Source organism: Roseovarius amoyensis (assembly GCF_003260265.1).
GTDB classification, from domain to species: Bacteria; Pseudomonadota; Alphaproteobacteria; order Rhodobacterales; family Rhodobacteraceae; genus Roseovarius; species Roseovarius amoyensis.
This window is the reverse complement of the sequence record NZ_QITQ01000020.1, coordinates 30,824-48,611: the sequence shown is the minus strand read 5'-3', so window position 1 is coordinate 48,611 and position 17,788 is coordinate 30,824. Positions and strand designations below refer to the sequence as shown.

Below are 17,788 nucleotides of genomic sequence, written 5' to 3'. Positions count from 1 at the left end.
AACCCCCGCAGGCCGGGAATACAAGCCCCTTTCGGGCGGAATGGACCTAGACCCGGATCGAACGCCGCCCCGCCGGCAGGGTGTTCAGCAGGTCAGCATTGGCGCAATGTTCAGGCGCCCGTTCGGCACCGGCGCCATTGGTTGCCAGCCATGCCTCACAGTCGTCGGCATGCATGCACTTTCGGCAACGGGTGACCATGGCGCTGTAATCGGCCGCAGACAGGTCGCCCTGCTGCATGGCCTCGGACAGATTCACGTCGATGGCACGCGCCACCGAGCGGGTCAGCCAGAAGGCGCGGTTCGGATCACCCAGGCGCGCAAGTATCGCGGTCATCTTGAAACCTCCTTTACGGGGTGCAGCGGCATCATATCCGCGTGCCCCGCTTGAGCATCTCGAACAGGGTCATGTTACGGCAGGTACCTGGCGCTGCCGGTGCGATGCCCTGCTGGGCTTTCAGCCAATGGTCGCAGCCATCCGGATCGGTACAGCCGGTGCAGCACAAGACCGCATCGTCCAGCGTCTCGATGTCCAGCTGGCCCTCCATGATCTTTTCATCCAGATCAAGGCCAAGCGCATTCGCCATCCGCTCCATCAATTCTGCATGGCGCCGCTGTATTCCCGAGGCCGGCATGTTCGCCTCCCCTTTTCCTCGCTCCCTGTTGTGACAGCGTACGTCATGGTGGGCCGGCGGGTCCTTGACTTGAATCAACCCTGCCCCGCAGCCTGCGGACAGGTCGATTTTATTCGTTTATAATCAATTCATTGACCCAGATTTCGCCGCAGGTCAGAGCCCGGCCGCCACCCGGCGGACGGTTTCTATGCGCTTGGCATTGGGCGGGTGACTGCCCAGAAACCTGTCGCCCGGATCGGCGATGCGGGTGAAATAGGCCGCGCCCCGCACCGGGTCATACCCGGCATGATGTGCGATCACTGTGCCGATGGCGTCGGCCTCCAACTCATAATCCTTGGAATAGCTGCGCGCGCCGACGCCGGCGCCCAGATCGACCGCCGCATCCACCGCCGACGACCCCATCCCGGTCAGCGACACCAGTCCGCCCAGCAGGATCGCCCCGGTCATCGCATTCTGCTGCTGGCGGGGGATATGGCCGGCGATGTGATGCGCGGCCTCGTGCCCCATGACGAACGCCAGCTGATCGGCGTTCTCGACATCGGCGAGGATCGACAGGGTAAAGGCCAGGATCGGGCGGTTGTTCTTGTCGAGCGTCTGATAGGCGTTCGGCGGCAGACCCGGCCGGTCGTCGATGACGATGTTGAAATCGCAGTTGGGGCTGTTGGCGTGTTCACGGCAGATACGTTCGGCCACGGGTTCGACCCGCGCGGCGATGGTACGGAACCGCGAGATATCCGCCGCATCGGCGGCCGGCACCGGGCGCGGTGCTGTCGCCGGGGCCTCCGCCGGCTCGGTCGCAACCGTGCAGCCCTGCAAAACAAGGGCGATGAACACCGCCAAAGCAAACAGACGCATGAGCAGCCTCCGCAAAACTCTCTGACCCAATATCTAGCAGGCTGACGCGCCGGCGCCAGCATTGATGCGCGATCCGCACCCGCGCTTGCAAAGACCCGCCAAAGGGATAGGGTGAACCCCATGTTTTCCATCGAACACGAATTCGACTGCACCGTGATCACCCTTGTCGACGAGGGCGCCGCGCCCCTGGGCGAGGACGTGATCATCAACGCCTTTGCCGAATGCGTGACGGTCGAGCAATACGACCCCCGCACCGACAGCGTGGCGCGCGTCACCCTGTCGCCGTCGCAGCTGCGCGACCTTGGCGCGGCGCTCAACCTGCCCGAGGGGGTGTATTCGCTGGGCGGCAAGACCCTCAATCCACGCTGAAAACCTTGTCGCGCGCGGTTTCGCCCCGGATGAGGCGCAACCGCGATTTCGGCACGCCCATCGCCTTGGCCAGCAGTTTTTGCACCGCCGCGTTGGCCTTGCCGCCCTCGGGCGCGACGGTGACATTCACGCGGATCGCACCATCGCGCAGGACGATGGCGTTTCTTGCGGCCTTGGGCGTGGCGCGCACCGCGATCGTGGTGCCGGGTTGGGCCAAGTGTGACAGATCGGGCAGATTCATGCACCCTGCCTAGCGCGTCCGGCCCGGGCAGGAAAGATCCGGGCTTGACCCGCGCGATCAGGCATCCGACACCTCTGGGCAGCCAAAAACCGACCAGAACGACAGGACACCGCCCATGCCCGCACCCAACCCCGCCGCAATGGAATTCCTTCTGACCCGGCGGTCGCGCCCGGCCAAGACCCTGACGGCGCCGGTGCCCGACCGGGCCGCGCTGCGCGACATCCTGACCGCCGCCGCGCGCAGCCCCGATCACGGCAAGCTGGAGCCGTGGCGTTTCATCGTGCTGGAGCGCAAGGCGCTGCTGCGTCTGGCCGAACTGGTTTCACAGATGGGGCCGGAACTGGGCCGAACCGCCGAAGAGGTTGCCAAGGCACGCGCGCAATATGCTGACGCCCATCTCGCCGTGGCGGTGATCGAGGTGCAAAAACCCTCTGACAAGGTCCCGCCGATCGAACAGACCTATTCGGCCGGGGCGGTGTGCCTGGCGCTGCTGAATGCTGCGCTTGCCTCTGGCTGGGGCGCCAACTGGCTCAGCGGCTGGCCGGTGCACGACCCCGCCTTCGTCGCCCGGGCGCTGAACCTTTCCGAAAACGAACGCGTCGCCGGGATGATTCATATCGGGACCGAGTCCGCCGCCCCGCCCGAACGCCCGCGTCCCGATCTGGACAGCATCACCGAGTGGATGAGCGAATGATCTTTAGCAGTTTCTTCCTGGCCCTGGGCCAGATCGGCGACCCGCGTTTCCGCAAGGTGCTGTTTATCGGCATCGGGCTGACACTGGCGTTGCTGGTGGCGGCCTATGCGGGCTTGCTGTTCCTGATCGAGATGCTGACCGGCGAAAGCGTGACCCTGCCAGTGGTCGGAGAGATCACATGGCTGGGCGATCTGCTGGGCTTCGGGTCACTGCTGTTCATGATCGTGCTGTCGGCGCTGCTGATGGTGCCGGTGGCATCCGCCATCACCTCGATGTTCCTCGACGAGGTGGCGCAGGCGGTCGAGGATCGCCATTACAGCCGCCTCGGCCCCGCGCGCCGCACGCCGCTGTCAGAGGCGGTGCGCGATACGATCAATTTCCTCGGCATCATCATCGCCGCCAACCTGGTGGCGATCTTTCTCTATGTCGCCTTTGCCCCGCTGGCACCGTTCATATTCTACGGGTTGAACGGGTATCTGTTGGGCATGGAGTATTTCACCCTTGTCGCCATTCGCCGCGTCGGACGGGTCGAGGCGCGCAAGGCCCGGCGCCGGCACCTGCTCACGATCTGGGCGGCGGGCATCCTGATGGCACTGCCACTGTCGGTGCCGCTGCTGAACCTGGTCATCCCGATCTTGGGCGCGGCGACCTTTACCCACATCTATCACCGACTGCCGAGCTGACGAAATTCCAATGTCGGACCGACGTTTATCCACCTGAATAGGGCGCTGGATCGAACATACCCCGCCTCAGACCAGGGATGTCACCCAAAGGATCGTCGCGTCCTCTTCGCTGATCGAGACCACGTTATGGCCCATCGCCGCGTCGTAATAGGCGCTGTCGCCGCGACGCATCTCGATCGGCTCATAGAACTCGGTAAAAAGCCGGATCACCCCGGTCAGAACGTAAAGGAATTCCTCGCCGTCATGGCGCACCCAGCCGTCGAATTCCTCGACCGAGCGGGCGCGGATGCGGGCGCGATAGGGCAGCATGCGCTTGCGGCTCAGCGCCTCGCCCAGCAATTCATGTTCATAGGTCGCGGTGGCGTGATGGGTACCCTCGCCCGCCTTGGTCACGGCCAGCCGGCCGCTGATCTGGTCGCGCTGGGGCGGGGTGAAAAGCTGCGGGATCGAGATCTGCAACCCGACCGCCAGCTTTTTCAGCGCCTCGTAGGTGGGCGACATCTGGCCGTTCTCGATCTTGGACAGGGTCGAGCGCGCCAGCCCGGCCTGCCGCGCGGCCTGTTCCAGCGTCCAGCCGCGCGATTTTCGCAGCCCGCGCACCCGTTCGCCCAGGTTGAGCGGTTCGGGCTCGTGCCCGCCGCCGTCCTGCCGCGCGATACGGATAAGGTTTCCCGGCAGCGTCTCTTTCATGGCCGATGCTATACGCTGGCCGCGGCCCCCTTGCAACATGAGGCGCCGATGCCTAATCGGGGGCATGCTGTCCCAGACCACACCCGAACCGTTCGCCCCCTGCCCTGCGCCCTTCAACTTGGCCGCGCATGTGCTGGCGCGCGCCGATGACGACCCCGACAAGATCGCGCTGGCGGTGTTGGGGCTCACCCGCGCCGAAAGGTGGAGTTATGGCCGCCTCAAGGCTGCTGTTATGGGCACGGCGACGGGTCTGCGCCGGGCCGGGCTGAAACCGGGCGACAAGGTGCTGATGCGGCTGGGCAACACGGTGGAATTCCCCATCGCCTATCTCGGCGCCATCGCCGCCGGGCTGGTGCCGTTGCCGACCTCGGCCGCGCTGACCGAGCCCGAGGTCGCGGCCATCATCGCCACCATCAAGCCCGGCGCCATCCTGCGCGATCCGGCCATTGCCTGCCCGCCGACCGACATTCCGATGATCAACCCGGACACCTTGCAGGCGATGCACGATCTGCCGCCCACCGATTTCGTGATGGGCGACCCCAACCGCCCCGCCTATATCATCTATACCTCCGGCACCTCGGGCACACCGCGTGCGGTGGTGCATGCCCATCGCGCCATCTGGGCACGGCAGATGATGATGCAGGGCTGGCACGGGCTGGGCCAGTCCGACCGCCTGCTGCATGCCGGCGCGTTCAACTGGACCTACACGCTGGGCACCGGGCTGATGGACCCGTGGACCGCCGGCGCCACCGCGCTGATCCCTCAGGCAGGGCTGGACCCGACCCAGCTGCCGCTGCTGTTAAAGCGTCACGACGTCACGATTTTCGCCGCCGCGCCGGGGGTTTACCGCAAGTTCCTGAAACCTGGCGAGCGGTTTGACCTGCCGCGCCTGCGGCACGGGCTTTCGGCCGGGGAAAAGCTGTTAGACACAATCCGCGCAGCGTGGGAACAGGCCACAGGCACCCCGATTTTCGAGGCTTATGGCATGTCGGAATGCTCGACCTTCATTTCCGCCGCGCCGGACCGGCCAGCCCCCAAGGGCAGCCTGGGCTTTCCGCAACCGGGCCGCCGAATTGCTATCCTGGGCGATGACGGCCCCGTGCCGCTGGGCGAAGAGGGCACCATCGCGGTGCATCGCACCGACCCCGGCCTGATGCTGGAATACCTGGGCGCGCCCGAGGCCACCGCCGCCCGCTTTCGCGGCGACTGGTTCCTGACCGGCGACCAGGGGGTAATGGGCCCCGACGGCGCCATCACCTATCTGGGCCGGTCCGACGACATGATGAATGCCGGCGGCTATCGCGTCTCGCCGCTGGAGGTGGAGGCGGTGCTCAACACCCATCCCGGCATCACGCTGGCCGCCGTGACCGATGTCGAGGTCAAGCAGGATGCGCGCCTGATCATGGCCTTCTACACCGGCCCCGAGCCCGTGCCCGAGGCCGAGCTGGCCGCATTTGCCGCCGAACGCCTGGCAAGCTACAAGTGCCCGCGCGGTTACTTTCATCTCGACGCGCTGCCCACCGGCGCCAACGGCAAAATCCTGCGCCGCGCATTGCGGCCCATCTACAAGGCGCTTCATGGTCACTCTTGACATCATCTCCGACCCGATCTGCCCCTGGTGCTATATCGGCAAGACACTGCTTGACCGGGCGATCGCCGAACGTCCGCGCCACCCGTTCACCATTCGCTGGTTCCCCTATCAGCTGAACCCCGACATGCCGCCCGAAGGCATGGACCGCCACACCTACCTGGAAACCAAGTTCGGCGGGAAAGAGGCCGCCGCGCGCGCCTATGCCCCGGTGCTGGAACGCGCCGAAGAGGCGGGGCTGAACATCGACTTCGCCGCCATCAAGCGCACGCCCAACACCCTGGACGCCCACCGCCTGATCCACTGGGCCGGCATCGAGGGCCGGCAGATGCCGGTGGCGATGGCACTGTTTCGGGCCTATTTCCAGGAAGCGCGCGACATTGGGGATAAAGAGGTCCTGGCCGACATAGCCGACAGTGCCGGCATGGATGCGGCGGTGGTGACGAAATTGCTCGAATCCGATGTGGATGCCGAAGATATCCGCAGCCAGGACCAGAAATTTCGTGAAATGGGGATAACCGGCGTGCCGACCTTTATCGTCGCGGGCCAACACGCAGTGCCCGGCTGTCAGCCGCCAGAGCTGTGGATAAAGGTGATCGACGAGATCAACGAACAACTGGCCCAGGGCGGCACGGCAGGGGCATGAAGCCGGGTCGTGGCATCGCCCTGCTGGCTACGCTGGTGCTGATCATCGCCGGCGGCACGGCGTTTTTCCGGTACGTCGAGGGGTGGAGCTGGCTTGACGCCTATTTCTTTACCGTGGTGACGCTTTCGACCGTCGGTTACGGCAGCCTCGTGCCGGCCACCGCGATCGGCAAGATCGGCACCACGGTGATGATCTTTCTGGGTCTCGGTGTCTTTGCGCTGGTGATCCAGCAATTCGCCGCCTATGCGGTCGCCCGACGGCTGCACCGTCCGCACGGGGCAAAGGACAACGAACCAAAGATCCATCGTTCCGGGCAGGACCACGGCAAGGATACGCCACCCTCATGACCCCGCCCCGCGCCGGTCGCGCCAACGGCCCAGGACCCGTCGAATTCGTGGCGATGATGGCGATGATGTTCGCCACCATCGCCTTTTCCATCGACGCGATGCTGCCCGCGCTGCACACCATCGGTGGCGAGCTGGTGCCCGAGGACCGCAACGAGGCGCAGCTGATCATCACCACCTTCATTCTCGGGATGGGGCTGGGCACGTTCATTTCCGGGCCGCTTTCCGACACCTTCGGGCGCAAGCCGGTGATCGTCGCCGGGGCGGCCATCTACATCGCCTCGGCGGCGCTGGCCTGGGCATCATCGTCGCTCGAACTGATCCTGGCAGCGCGGCTGATACAGGGGATCGGCGCCGCCGGTCCGCGCATCGTTACACTGGCGATCATCCGCGACCTGTATTCGGGCCGCGAAATGGCCCGGCTGATGTCGTTCGTGATGATCGTGTTCACGCTGGTGCCGGCGCTGGCCCCGCTGCTTGGCGCGGCGATCATGGCGGCGGGCGGCTGGCGCAGCATATTCGTGTCGTTCGCGGTGTTTTCGGCGATTTCGACGCTGTGGGTGATGCTGCGTCTGCCGGAACCCCTGCCGCGCGACATGCGCCGCCCGTTCATGCCCGGGGCGCTGATCTCGGCCATAGCAGAGGTGTTTTCCCACGCTTCGGTGCGCATTTCGATCCTGGTGCAGGCGCTTTGCTATGGAATGCTCTTTTCCATGCTCTCGTCGGTCCAGCAGGTCTACGAAATCAGCTTTGGCCGTGGCGACAGTTTTCCGGCCTGGTTCGGCGTCTGCGCGATCATCGCCGGCACGTCGAGCTTTCTGAACGCGACGCTGGTGATGCGGCTGGGCATGCGGTTTCTGGTGACGACAATGCTGGCAATCCAGATCGCGCTGTCATGCGGCATGATCGCAGTGCTGCTCTCGGGGCTTGGCGGTGATGCGCTGTTCTACCTGTTCTTTGCCTGGCAGGTCGGCATTTTCTACCATGTCGGTCTGACCATCGGCAACCTCAACGCCATGGCGATGGAGCCGCTGGGCCATGTCGCCGGCATGGCCGCCAGCGCCATCGGCGCCGCCTCGACTGTGCTGTCGGTGCTGTTGGCTGTGCCGGTCGGCCTGGCATTCGACGGCACACCGCTGCCGCTGGCCATCGGCATCGAGGTCATGGCGGTCATCGCCTTTGCCCTGATGCTGGTGCTGCGGCGACTGGAACGGTACTGACGCGGGCCTTGCGGCCGGCACCGAAAAAGCTGCGCAAGTTTTCGCATGCAACAGTATACAGCACTTTTCAACGCCGTCTTTTTGGGATACGGCGTGCCTCGATAGACGTACCCAAACCCAAGAGGCCACGCCCATGTCCAAGATCAAGGTAGAAAACCCCATCGTCGAGATGGACGGCGACGAGATGACCCGGATCATCTGGGACTTCATCAAGAAAAAGCTGATCCTGCCCTATCTCGATGTCGATCTGCTGTATTACGATCTCGGCATCGAAAGCCGTGACGCGACCGACGACCAGATCACCATCGACGCCGCCGAAAAAACCAAAGAGGTGGGCGTCGCCGTCAAATGCGCCACCATCACCCCCGACGAGGCCCGGGTCGAGGAATTCGGCCTCAAGAAGATGTGGCGCAGCCCCAACGGCACCATCCGCAACATCCTGGGCGGCGTGGTGTTCCGCGCGCCGATCATCTGCAAGAACGTGCCGCGCCTGGTGCCGGGCTGGACCCAGCCCATCGTTATCGGCCGTCACGCCTATGGCGACCAGTACCGCGCCACCGACATGAAATTCCCCGGTGCCGGCACGCTGAGCATGAAATTCGTCGGCGAAGACGGCACCGTGATCGAGGAAGAAGTGTTCAAGGCCCCCTCTTCGGGCGTCTACATGGGCATGTACAACCTCGACGATTCGATCCGCGATTTCGCCCGCGCCTCGATGAACTATGCGCTCAACATGGGCTGGCCGCTGTACCTGTCGACCAAGAACACCATCCTCAAGCAGTATGATGGCCAGTTCATGATCATCTTCCAGAAGGTGTTTGACGAGGAATTCGCCGACAAGTTCAAAAAAGCCGGGATCACCTATGAACACCGGCTGATCGACGACATGGTCGCCTGCGCGATGAAATGGAACGGCGGCTTTGTCTGGGCGTGCAAGAACTACGATGGCGACGTTCAGTCCGACACCGTGGCGCAAGGCTTTGGCAGCCTCGGGCTGATGACCAGCCAGCTGATGACGCCCGACGGCAAGGTCGTCGAGGCCGAGGCGGCCCACGGCACCGTCACCCGCCACTATCGCCAGCACCAGAAGGGCGAGGAAACGTCGACCAACTCGATCGCCTCGATCTATGCCTGGACTGGCGGGCTCAAGCACCGCGCCAAGCTGGACGGCAACGACAAGCTGATGCATTTCGCCGATACCCTGGAACGCGTCATCGTCGATACTGTCGAATCGGGCCACATGACCAAGGACCTGGCACTGCTGGTGGGCCCTGATCAGGGCTGGCTGACGACGATGGGCTTCCTCGAGAAGATCGAAGAGAACCTCAACAAGGCGCTGGCTGGCTGACACACCTCATGGTAGCAAGACAGGCGGGCGCAACTACCTGCGCCTGTCTTCTTGCAGCCAGAGAGGCCCCGATGTTCCGACCTGCACGCATCTTCGTGGCGTATGCCGCATGTCTTCTGTTTCTGACAGCCTGCGCCGGGGATGGCGTACAGGGCACCGACGCGATCCTCCAATCCGTCAAGGACGTCAATCCGGGCTCGGCCTATATATACCGCGACACCGGCTTTGCCGGGTCCGTCGGCCGGATGGACGTTCGTGTCGACGGCACGTCCGTCGGCCGGATCGCCAACCGCGAGGCGCTGGAATTCACGCTTCCGGCAGGCGCCCACATGATCGAGGTCGGCTATGCAACGAATATCGGCACGGCCTTCAGACCTGTCACAATGCAACTCACGGTCGACGCCAAGAGGCCTTACTATTTCATCGTGAAGCAGGACTTCAAGATGGTCCCGATGATCGTGGTCACGATCACGGAAACGACGCTGTATCTGGCCGAAATCACGCGAGAAACGTTCCTTGCGTACATCAGGTAGGGCGGCACCGCAGATGACGCCATCGCCCGGTTTCCCGTAATCCGTCTTGACCCGGCAAGACGCCTTGGGCGTTATGCCCTCATCGCTATTCAAGCCGAAGGGGGACCCGATGCTCAATGTCTATGCGATTCTCATCCTTGCCGTGCTCTTCGAGGGGCTTGGCTCGATGTCGCTGCAGGCCAGCCAGCAATTCACCCGGTTCTGGCCGTCCCTCGGCGTCGTCATCGGTTTCGGCATGGCCTTCTACCTGTTCACCATCGTGCTGAAATACCTGCCTCTGGGCATCACCTACGCCATCTGGTCGGGGCTGGGCATCTGCCTGACCGCGTTCCTGGGCTGGGCGGTATTCCGGCAAGGTGTCGACATGGCGGCGCTGCTGGGCATGGGCCTGATCATCGCCGGCATCCTGGTGATCAACGTCTTTTCGACCACCGCTACCCACTAAGGCTGGCGAAAGGCGGTCAGGACCCTTCTTCGGTCGCCGGACCCATGCGGTCGAACATGTCGATATCACGCACCGTCACGGTGCCGGTGACGATGATCGCAAAGACGATTCCCCACAGCACCGCCGCAAGGCCGGTGACGATCAGCATCTTGCGCTTGATGTGATGGTGTTCGGGCGAACCCGAATGCGTGCCCGGCACCACCTTGCCAGCCTCGCCTTGGGTCTGGATACGGATCGGCAGCACCGTGAGAAAGGTCATGAACCAGATGACGATGAACAGGACGATGGCAGAGGCGATGCTCATCAGACCTGTTCCAGTTCCACCAGCGTGCCCTGAAAATCCTTGGGATGCAGGAACAGCACCGGCTTGCCGTGGGCGCCGATCTTTGGCTCACCCGATCCCAGCACCCGCGCGCCGGACGCCTTGAGCCGGTCACGCGCGGCGAGGATGTCATCGACCTCGTAACAGATATGGTGGATACCGCCTGCGGGGTTCTTTTCCAAAAACCCCTTGATCGGGCTGTCCTCGCCCAGCGGGTAAAGCAGCTCGATCTTGGTATTGGGCAGTTCGATGAAGATGACGGTAACCCCGTGGTCGGGCTCGTCCTGCGGCGCGCCGACCTTGGCACACAGAACGCTGCGATATTGCTCTGCCGCGGCGTTCAGGTCGGGAACGGCGATGGCGACGTGGTTCAGGCGTCCGATCATGGGTCATCCTCGCTGGCTGAATCGGCCCCGTTATGAACGCCCGCGCAGAGCGGTGCAAGCGTCAGCGCGTGCAACGGATGGCGTCAGCCCAGCGCCGGATCGCCGGCGGCGCGCACCAGGCGGGTCAGATCGCTCAGCCGTTCGCGCTGTTGGCCACGCGCGTCGAAATTCGCCGGGCTGAGCCACAGGCGAAACGCCTCGTCCAGCGCCGGCCATTCGCTGTCGATCACCGAGAACCAGGCGGTATCGCGGTTGCGGCCCTTGACCACGGTCGCCTGCCGGAAAACCCCCTCGTAGCTGAACCCAAGCCGCTGCGCCGCGCGACGCGAGGCAAGGTTGAGCGCGTTGCATTTCCATTCATAGCGGCGATAGCCGGCCTCGAACGCCCATTTCATCATCAGGTACATCGCCTCGGTCGCCGCGCGGCTGCGCTGCAGGCGCGGTGACAGCGCGATATAGCCGACCTCGATCGACCCCGCGTCGGGCTTGATCCGCAGGTAAGAGGCAAAGCCACCAAATTCGCCGCTATCGAGATTCTGGATGGCGTGAAACAGGATGTCGTCGCGCGCGGTGGCCGTGCGCACCCAGCGGTGAAACTGCGCGGCCGAGGCAAAGGGGCCATCGGGCATATAATCCCATACCTCATCATGCTCGTCGAACGCCTGGTACAGCAGCGCCGCATGACGCTGGGCATCCAGCCGTTCCAGCCGCGCATAGCCGCCCTGCATCGCCTCGCCGGCGGGGCGCGGCGGCGGTGTCCAGCCCGGTACGGGCGCGCCCTGCGGGCGTTCGTCTGTCATGAAATCGCCGCCTTGCCCTCGGTCATCGCCGCCACAATAGGCCATGCCCCGCCAATTTGAACCGCAAAATCACGCCAGGTCGCCAGCCTGAATAGCGGGCGCATATCTTGGCCGGCGCACGGAACTTTGCCGATCCTTCCCGCGTTTACGGATATCGCAACCACTATGGGAGCCATGACATGCCGTCGATTTATGATGCCATCCAGGAAGACCACCAGCGCCACCGCAGCCTGCTGAAGGAAATCGCCGATACCTCGGGCGACAGCAAGGCCCGGCGCAAGGCCTGGGCAACGTTCTATCAAGACGTGAAATCACACGCTGCCGCCGAAGAAGAGACGTTTTATTCCAAGCTGATGAGCAAAACCTGGGGACAGGATGCCGCCCGTCACTCGGTACATGAACACCAGCAGATGGATGACATCCTTGAGGAGTTGAACGACAAGGACATGTCCTCGCCCGGCTGGTTGCAGCGGTTCGAGACGCTCAGGCACGACTACGAGCATCATATCGACGAAGAGGAAGACGAGGTTTTCACCCGCGCCCGAGAGGTGATCGGCGCAGAAGAGAACGACGCCTTCGGCGACCGTTTTCTCAAGCGCAAGGCCGAGGAACGCAGCCTGATCGCGAAAAAGCGCGAGGACAGCCTCGAAGACTGAAGACGCAGGCCAGCGAAGTGGGAGTCCTGCATCGACAACCCCGCTGACATCACTCCTGCGGGATCACCCTCAGCCCCAGTTCCATCAGCTGGTCGCTGGTCGGCTCGCTCGGGGCGTTCATCATCAGGTCTTCGGCTCGCTGGTTCATGGGGAACATGATCACCTCGCGGATGTTCGAGGTCCCCGCCAGCAGCATGACGATGCGGTCGATGCCGGCCGCGCAGCCGCCGTGGGGGGGGGCGCCGAACTGGAACGCGTTGACCATCCCGCCAAAGCGGCGGCGGACCTCGGCCTCGTCATAGCCGGCCAGCTCGAACGCGCGGAACATGATCTCGGGGCGGTGGTTCCGGATCGCGCCCGAGACCAGCTCGTAGCCGTTGCACGACAGGTCGTACTGGTAGCCCAGCACCTGTAGCGGGTCGCCCTCCAGCGCCTCCAGCCCGCCTTGCGGCATCGAAAACGGGTTGTGGCTGAAATCTATGGCGCCGGTTTCCTCGTCCCGCTCGTACATCGGGAAATCGACGATCCAGCAAAAGGCAAAGCGGTTCTTTTCGGTCAGGTCCAGCTCCGTTCCGATAACGTCGCGCGCCTTGGCCGCCACGCGCTCGAACGCCGATGGCTTGCCGCCGAGAAAGAACGCCGCGTCACCCTTGCCAAGGCCCAGTTGCTGGCGGATCGCCTCTGTCCGTTCGGGGCCGATGTTCTTGGCCAGCGGGCCGGCGGCTTCAAGTTCGCCACGACCCGGGAAGTGTAGCCGCTGTATATCGGCAGCTATCTTCAGATCTAGCGGGTCACCGCTGTCAACCAATTCAGCAATTCTTTCAATAGGTTGAAGTGTTCCTTGGTGTTTCGGCTCATCAGCGATTGTATTGCGAATTTCGGCTAGAATTGCCTCATCAACGTTGCGATCACCAATCCAGCTCTTCAAAGCGTCCGCAGTGGAGTTTGGTTCCTGTCTCTCGCGCCAGAAGATATAGCCCATCCCCGGCAGGCCCTCTTTCTGGGCGAATGCGTTCATCCGGTCGCAGAACTTGCGGCTGCCGCCGCCGGGCGCGGGGATGGCGCGGATCTGGGTGCCGTCCTGTTCCAGCAGCTTGGCAAAGATGGCAAAGCCCGAGCCGCGGAAATGTTCGCTGACGTCCTGCATCTTGATCGGGTTGCGCAGGTCGGGCTTGTCGGTGCCGTACCACAGCGCCGCGTCGGCATAGGAAATCTGCGGCCAGTGCTTGTCGACCTTTGCACCATCGCCGAATTCCTCGAACACGCCTTCGATCACCGGCTGGATGGTGTCGAACACGTCCTGCTGTTCGACAAAGCTCATTTCCATGTCGAGCTGGTAGAAATCGGTGGGGCTGCGGTCGGCGCGAGGGTCTTCGTCGCGAAAACACGGCGCGACCTGGAAATAGCGGTCAAAGCCCGACACCATGATCAGCTGCTTGAACTGCTGCGGCGCCTGCGGCAGGGCATAGAACTTGCCCGGATGCAGCCGCGACGGCACCAGAAAGTCGCGCGCGCCCTCGGGGCTGGAGGCGGTGATGATCGGGGTCTGGAATTCGCGGAATCCCTTGTCCCACATCCGCCGGCGGATGCTGGCCACCACGTCCGAACGCAGTGTCATGTTGCGCTGCATCGCCTCGCGGCGCAGGTCGAGGTAACGATAGCGCAGGCGCGTTTCCTCGGGGTATTCCTGATCGCCGAACACCTGCAGGGGCAGTTCGGCGGCGGCGCCCAGCACCTCCATATCGCGGATATAAACCTCGATCTCGCCGGTGGGCAGCTTGGGGTTGATCAGGCTGTCGTCGCGCGCCTTGACGTCGCCGTCGATGCGCACGCACCATTCGCTGCGCAGCGCCTCGACCTTGTCAAAGACCGGGCTGTCGGAATCGCACAGGACCTGGGTGACGCCGTAATGGTCGCGCAGGTCGATGAAAAGCACCCCGCCATGGTCGCGGATACGATGTACCCAGCCCGACAGGCGGACGGTGTCGCCGACATTGGATTTCGTCAGCTCGGCGCAGGTGTGGCTGCGATATGCGTGCATGTCTGTCCTCGTCTGGCGCGGGCTCGGCGGCGCGGATTTCCGGGCAAAAGGCCCCGTCCCGCGCCGATACACATGCGGCAGACCGCAAAGTCAAGAGGCGGCTGGCCGCTGCTGCCGGCCTGAGGATGTAAAATCGTTTACAGACAAAGGTTTTTCGGCAAGAATGCCCCGCAGCGAGCAGAGAAAACCATTAGGCAGGTTTTGCATCATCAGACAGTGGCGCCCTTGGGAGCGGCGCGAACAGATGGGGTAAGACATGTGGCAAAAAGCGTTTGATAGGTTCCTGACCCACCTCTTTCGTGACGGTGAATTGAACCTGACGTTTCCCGACGGCACGAGGCGGCGCTATGGCGACGGCAGCGGCACATCCGTTTCGGTGACGCTGCACGACCCGGACTTGCCGCGCAAGATCATACTGTCGCCCGACATGGCCGTGGGCGAGGCCTATATGGATGGCCGGCTCATGATCGAGAACAACGATCTTTACGGCTTTCTCACCCTCGCCATCCGCAACATCGCGGCACAGGGCAACCCGTGGTTCCGCCGGCCGCTGGAATGGGGCCGCTATGCACTGCGCCAGTTGAGACAGTTCAACCCTGCGCCGCGGGCACGGGCCAACGTGGCGCATCACTACGACCTGTCGGGCGAGCTGTACGATCTCTTTCTCGACAGCGACCGGCAGTATTCCTGCGCCTATTTCCGCAACCCGGACATGTCGCTCGAGGATGCGCAGGCGGCCAAAAAGGCCCATATCGCCGGCAAGCTGCTGCTGAAGCCCGGGATGCGCGTGCTGGACATCGGTTGCGGCTGGGGCGGCATGGCGCTGACGCTGGCGCGCGACTATGGCGCCGACGTTCTGGGCGTGACCCTGTCCAGCGAACAGCACACCCTGGCGCAAAAGCGCGCCAGGGAGGCCGGACTTTCCGACCGCTGCCGGTTCGAGCTGATGGACTACCGGCAGGTCACCGGCAGCTTTGACCGGATCGTGTCGGTCGGCATGTTCGAACATGTGGGCGTGCCGCATTACGACGAGTATTTCCGTACCGTTCACCGGCTGCTGAACGACGACGGTATCGCGCTCATTCACACGATCGGCCGGTCCGATCCGCCGGGCACGACCAGCCCCTGGATCACCAAGTACATCTTTCCGGGCGGGTATGTGCCGGCGCTGTCGGAAACGATGGAGCCAATCGAGAGACAAGACCTGTTCGCCACCGATATCGAGGTCTGGCGTTTGCATTATGCCGAGACCCTGCGCCACTGGCACGACAGGTTCATGGCCAACATCGACAAGGCGCATGCGCTTTATGACGAACGGTTCTGCCGGATGTGGCGGTACTATCTGGTCGCCTGCGAACTGACCTTTCGCTACAACCGCCAGGTGGTATTCCAGCTGCAACTGTCCAAAAAGCAGGACGCGGTGCCGCTTACGCGCGACTATCTCTATCGCCCGGACAAGAGCGAGACACTGCAGCAAGCGGCGGAATGATCGCGGTCAGCAGAATCGCGCCGGGATAAGGCCGCGCAGCGCGTTGCCGACATGGATCGCCCGCGCGGCGCGCAGGTCGGCAAGTGTCAGCAGGGCCTCTCGTGCCTGTCCGCGGGCCAGCATTTCGGCCCGCAGGACGCCCGGCAACACCCCGCACGAAAGCGTCGGCGTCAGCAGTCCCTGCCCTATGTCGATGAACAGATTGGTGATCGTACCTTCGGACAACTCGCCGTATTCGTTGACAAACACCATCTCGTCGATCCCTTCGGGCATATCGGCGCGGGCGCGATCATAGATCGCCCGCTCGGTCGTCTTGACCTGGCGCCAGGGGTCGGTGGCGCGCACCCGCTCGCCGGCCAGGGCTAGCCGCCAGACCGTGCCCGGGGGCAGCGGCGCAAAGGGCTGCGCTGTCACCTCGACCCGGCCGCGCGCATCGACCGTGAGCCGCAATCGCTGCGGCCCCTGCCCCGTCACCGCGTCAAGCGCCGGCACCACCCCCTGCGGCACGATCCCCAACCGCGCGGCAGAGGCGTTCAGCCGCGCAAGGTGACGGTCGCGTAGGTGAACGCCCCCCTCGGGGGTCCAGCGACAGGTTTCGATCAGGCGGAAACCGGGGTCAGCCGGCGGGCAAAGCGGGCCTTCCATAGCGCCTCCTCATATTCCGAGGCGGCGGTGCTGTCATGGACAACGCCGCCGCCGACATTCAGCACGGCACGACCGGCCTCGACCATCAGCGTCCGGATCGCAACGCTGAATTCCGCCCGCCCGTCCGGCGCGGCCCAGCCGATGGTGCCGCAATACACCTCGCGCGGGGCGGGCTCCAACCCTGCCAGGATCTCCATCGCGCGCACCTTGGGCGCGCCCGTGATCGAGCCGCAGGGAAAAAGCGCGCGAAAGATGTCCCCCAGCCCCACGCCTTCGCGCATCCGCCCGACGATGCAAGAGGTCATCTGATGCACGGTGGCATAGCTTTCGATGCTGAAAAGTTCTGGCACCTTGACGCTGCCGGGAATGCAGATGCGGCTGATGTCGTTGCGCAAAAGATCGACGATCATCAGGTTTTCGGCCCGGTTCTTTTCATCCCCCTCCAGGAACGCCCGGCGGCGGGCATCCTCTGCCGCGTCGTCGGCGCGCGGCTGGGTGCCCTTCATCGGCCGGGTCTCGATGCCGCCATCCGCATCGGTGCGAAAAAACAGCTCGGGCGAACGCGACAGGATATCGGGGCCCTCCAGCCCCTGTACCAGCGCGCCATGGCTGACCGGCTGAACGGCGGCAAGCGCAGCATAGAGCGCCTCTGCGCCCCCCTCTGCCACCATATCCGCTGGAAAGGTCAGGTTGGCCTGATAGATGTCGCCCGCACCGATATAGCGATGCACCCGTTCAAAGGCGCGGGCATGATCGGCCTCTGACCAGCGCGGGCAAAAATCATGCAGCGCGGCCGGGGCCGATGGCAGGGGCGGCGCGTCCCCCGGGTCGGCATAGACGCCGAAACAGAGCAGCGGCAGACGGCGGTCAGGCGGCATCAAGGGGGTCAGGCGCGGCTCCAGCGCATAGCCAAGCTCGTAACTGGCGAAACCCGCCAGCCACCGCCCCCCAGCCCGCGCCGCGTCAAGCGCGTCGAGCGCGGCAGGAACCTCGCTTGGCGTTTGAGCGACGATCAGCCATTCCGGCCGGTCGAACCGGCAGGCCGCGCCGCCCGGACCATGATCGAAACGAATCTGCACAGCGTTCTGTCCCAATTGCCGTCTTGCCGGTGCCTAATCGCTCCGGCCGCGCGGTGCAGCCCCAAAAACGTCGCCATCGCGG

At 64.0% G+C, this 17,788-nt stretch carries 23 protein-coding genes; 12 read left to right on the top strand and 11 right to left on the bottom strand.

The features are described from left to right. Nucleotides 1-46: 46 nt before the first annotated feature. From DL899_RS15025 to DL899_RS15015, 3 genes are all read right to left on the bottom strand, one after another. Nucleotides 47-334 carry a DUF6455 family protein gene (locus DL899_RS15025; protein ID WP_111735181.1) on the bottom strand — a complete coding sequence of 96 codons (288 nt, stop codon included), beginning with the start codon at nucleotides 332-334 and terminating at the stop codon, nucleotides 47-49. Nucleotides 335-365: 31 nt separating this feature from the next. Continuing rightward, nucleotides 366-632 (bottom strand): DUF6455 family protein, encoded by a 267-nt coding sequence (locus DL899_RS15020; protein ID WP_111735180.1) that lies wholly within the window; start codon nucleotides 630-632, stop codon nucleotides 366-368. Between the two features lie 153 nt (nucleotides 633-785). Continuing rightward, on the bottom strand, nucleotides 786-1,487 hold the full coding sequence (locus DL899_RS15015; RefSeq protein WP_111735179.1) for a M48 family metallopeptidase: 702 nt from the start codon (nucleotides 1,485-1,487) through the stop codon (nucleotides 786-788). A gap of 120 nt (nucleotides 1,488-1,607) precedes the next feature. Here DL899_RS15015 and DL899_RS15010 point away from each other — a divergent pair, with 120 nt between their 5' ends. After that, complete coding sequence (locus tag DL899_RS15010) at nucleotides 1,608-1,856, top strand: hypothetical protein (RefSeq protein WP_111735178.1); 249 nt, start codon at nucleotides 1,608-1,610, stop codon at nucleotides 1,854-1,856. Here DL899_RS15010 and DL899_RS15005 read toward each other — a convergent pair. Next, nucleotides 1,843-2,097 (bottom strand): DUF167 domain-containing protein, encoded by a 255-nt coding sequence (locus DL899_RS15005; protein WP_111735177.1) that lies wholly within the window; start codon nucleotides 2,095-2,097, stop codon nucleotides 1,843-1,845. The genes DL899_RS15010 and DL899_RS15005 overlap by 14 nt on opposite strands. A gap of 115 nt (nucleotides 2,098-2,212) precedes the next feature. Here DL899_RS15005 and DL899_RS15000 point away from each other — a divergent pair, with 115 nt between their 5' ends. Both DL899_RS15000 and DL899_RS14995 read left to right on the top strand, forming a co-directional pair. Then, entirely contained in the window at nucleotides 2,213-2,791 is a 579-nt protein-coding gene (locus tag DL899_RS15000) for a nitroreductase family protein (protein ID WP_111735176.1), read from the top strand. Beyond that, on the top strand, nucleotides 2,788-3,474 hold the full coding sequence (locus DL899_RS14995) for an EI24 domain-containing protein (protein ID WP_111735175.1): 687 nt from the start codon (nucleotides 2,788-2,790) through the stop codon (nucleotides 3,472-3,474). The genes DL899_RS15000 and DL899_RS14995 overlap by 4 nt, the downstream gene beginning before the upstream one ends. A gap of 66 nt (nucleotides 3,475-3,540) precedes the next feature. Here DL899_RS14995 and DL899_RS14990 read toward each other — a convergent pair whose 3' ends face one another. Continuing rightward, complete coding sequence (locus DL899_RS14990; protein WP_111735174.1) at nucleotides 3,541-4,164, bottom strand: helix-turn-helix domain-containing protein; 624 nt, start codon at nucleotides 4,162-4,164, stop codon at nucleotides 3,541-3,543. 64 nt (nucleotides 4,165-4,228) lie between these two features. Between DL899_RS14990 and DL899_RS14985 the strand changes: the two genes are divergently transcribed. From DL899_RS14985 to DL899_RS14955, 7 genes are all read left to right on the top strand, one after another. Next, nucleotides 4,229-5,755 (top strand): class I adenylate-forming enzyme family protein, encoded by a 1,527-nt coding sequence (locus tag DL899_RS14985; RefSeq protein ID WP_111735173.1) that lies wholly within the window; start codon nucleotides 4,229-4,231, stop codon nucleotides 5,753-5,755. After that, nucleotides 5,742-6,398, top strand: a complete 657-nt coding sequence (locus tag DL899_RS14980) for a DsbA family oxidoreductase (RefSeq protein WP_111735172.1) — start codon at nucleotides 5,742-5,744, stop codon at nucleotides 6,396-6,398. Before DL899_RS14985 ends, DL899_RS14980 begins: the two co-directional genes overlap by 14 nt. Then, the gene (locus tag DL899_RS14975) at nucleotides 6,395-6,745 is read left to right on the top strand and encodes a potassium channel family protein (RefSeq protein ID WP_111735171.1); all 351 of its coding nucleotides are present in this window, start codon (nucleotides 6,395-6,397) and stop codon (nucleotides 6,743-6,745) included. Before DL899_RS14980 ends, DL899_RS14975 begins: the two co-directional genes overlap by 4 nt. Continuing rightward, nucleotides 6,742-7,962 (top strand): multidrug effflux MFS transporter, encoded by a 1,221-nt coding sequence (locus DL899_RS14970; protein WP_111735170.1) that lies wholly within the window; start codon nucleotides 6,742-6,744, stop codon nucleotides 7,960-7,962. The genes DL899_RS14975 and DL899_RS14970 overlap by 4 nt, the downstream gene beginning before the upstream one ends. Nucleotides 7,963-8,095: 133 nt before the next feature. After that, nucleotides 8,096-9,310 (top strand): NADP-dependent isocitrate dehydrogenase, encoded by a 1,215-nt coding sequence (locus DL899_RS14965; RefSeq protein WP_111735169.1) that lies wholly within the window; start codon nucleotides 8,096-8,098, stop codon nucleotides 9,308-9,310. A 71-nt stretch (nucleotides 9,311-9,381) separates the two neighbouring features. After that, nucleotides 9,382-9,843 (top strand): hypothetical protein, encoded by a 462-nt coding sequence (locus DL899_RS14960; protein WP_111735168.1) that lies wholly within the window; start codon nucleotides 9,382-9,384, stop codon nucleotides 9,841-9,843. Nucleotides 9,844-9,952: 109 nt separating this feature from the next. Beyond that, complete coding sequence (locus DL899_RS14955) at nucleotides 9,953-10,288, top strand: SMR family transporter (protein ID WP_111735167.1); 336 nt, start codon at nucleotides 9,953-9,955, stop codon at nucleotides 10,286-10,288. Nucleotides 10,289-10,304: 16 nt separating this feature from the next. Here DL899_RS14955 and DL899_RS14950 read toward each other — a convergent pair whose 3' ends face one another. From DL899_RS14950 to DL899_RS14940, 3 genes are all read right to left on the bottom strand, one after another. Continuing rightward, on the bottom strand, nucleotides 10,305-10,592 hold the full coding sequence (locus DL899_RS14950; RefSeq protein WP_111735166.1) for a DUF1467 family protein: 288 nt from the start codon (nucleotides 10,590-10,592) through the stop codon (nucleotides 10,305-10,307). Further along, nucleotides 10,592-10,996, bottom strand: coding sequence for a methylmalonyl-CoA epimerase (mce, locus tag DL899_RS14945; RefSeq protein ID WP_111735165.1), 405 nt, complete (start codon nucleotides 10,994-10,996; stop codon nucleotides 10,592-10,594). Before mce ends, DL899_RS14950 begins: the two co-directional genes overlap by 1 nt. A gap of 83 nt (nucleotides 10,997-11,079) precedes the next feature. After that, on the bottom strand, nucleotides 11,080-11,796 hold the full coding sequence (locus DL899_RS14940) for a GNAT family N-acetyltransferase (protein ID WP_111735199.1): 717 nt from the start codon (nucleotides 11,794-11,796) through the stop codon (nucleotides 11,080-11,082). A gap of 179 nt (nucleotides 11,797-11,975) precedes the next feature. Here DL899_RS14940 and DL899_RS14935 point away from each other — a divergent pair, with 179 nt between their 5' ends. Next, a complete protein-coding gene (locus DL899_RS14935; RefSeq protein WP_111735164.1) occupies nucleotides 11,976-12,452 on the top strand; it encodes a hemerythrin domain-containing protein in 477 nt (158 codons plus the stop codon). Between the two features lie 49 nt (nucleotides 12,453-12,501). Here the strand turns inward: DL899_RS14935 and aspS are convergent, their stop codons facing one another. Next, nucleotides 12,502-14,493, bottom strand: coding sequence for an aspartate--tRNA ligase (aspS, locus tag DL899_RS14930; protein WP_111735163.1), 1,992 nt, complete (start codon nucleotides 14,491-14,493; stop codon nucleotides 12,502-12,504). Between the two features lie 256 nt (nucleotides 14,494-14,749). Here aspS and DL899_RS14925 point away from each other — a divergent pair, with 256 nt between their 5' ends. Further along, entirely contained in the window at nucleotides 14,750-15,982 is a 1,233-nt protein-coding gene (locus tag DL899_RS14925; protein ID WP_111735162.1) for an SAM-dependent methyltransferase, read from the top strand. A gap of 6 nt (nucleotides 15,983-15,988) precedes the next feature. On the opposite strand, the gene DL899_RS14920 is transcribed toward DL899_RS14925, so the two are convergent. Both DL899_RS14920 and DL899_RS14915 read right to left on the bottom strand, forming a co-directional pair. After that, entirely contained in the window at nucleotides 15,989-16,627 is a 639-nt protein-coding gene (locus tag DL899_RS14920; RefSeq protein WP_111735198.1) for an aminotransferase class IV family protein, read from the bottom strand. Beyond that, nucleotides 16,582-17,706: an aminodeoxychorismate synthase component I gene (locus DL899_RS14915; protein ID WP_111735161.1), complete on the bottom strand. Its 1,125-nt coding sequence runs from the start codon at nucleotides 17,704-17,706 to the stop codon at nucleotides 16,582-16,584. Before DL899_RS14915 ends, DL899_RS14920 begins: the two co-directional genes overlap by 46 nt. Nucleotides 17,707-17,788: the final 82 nt, after the last annotated feature.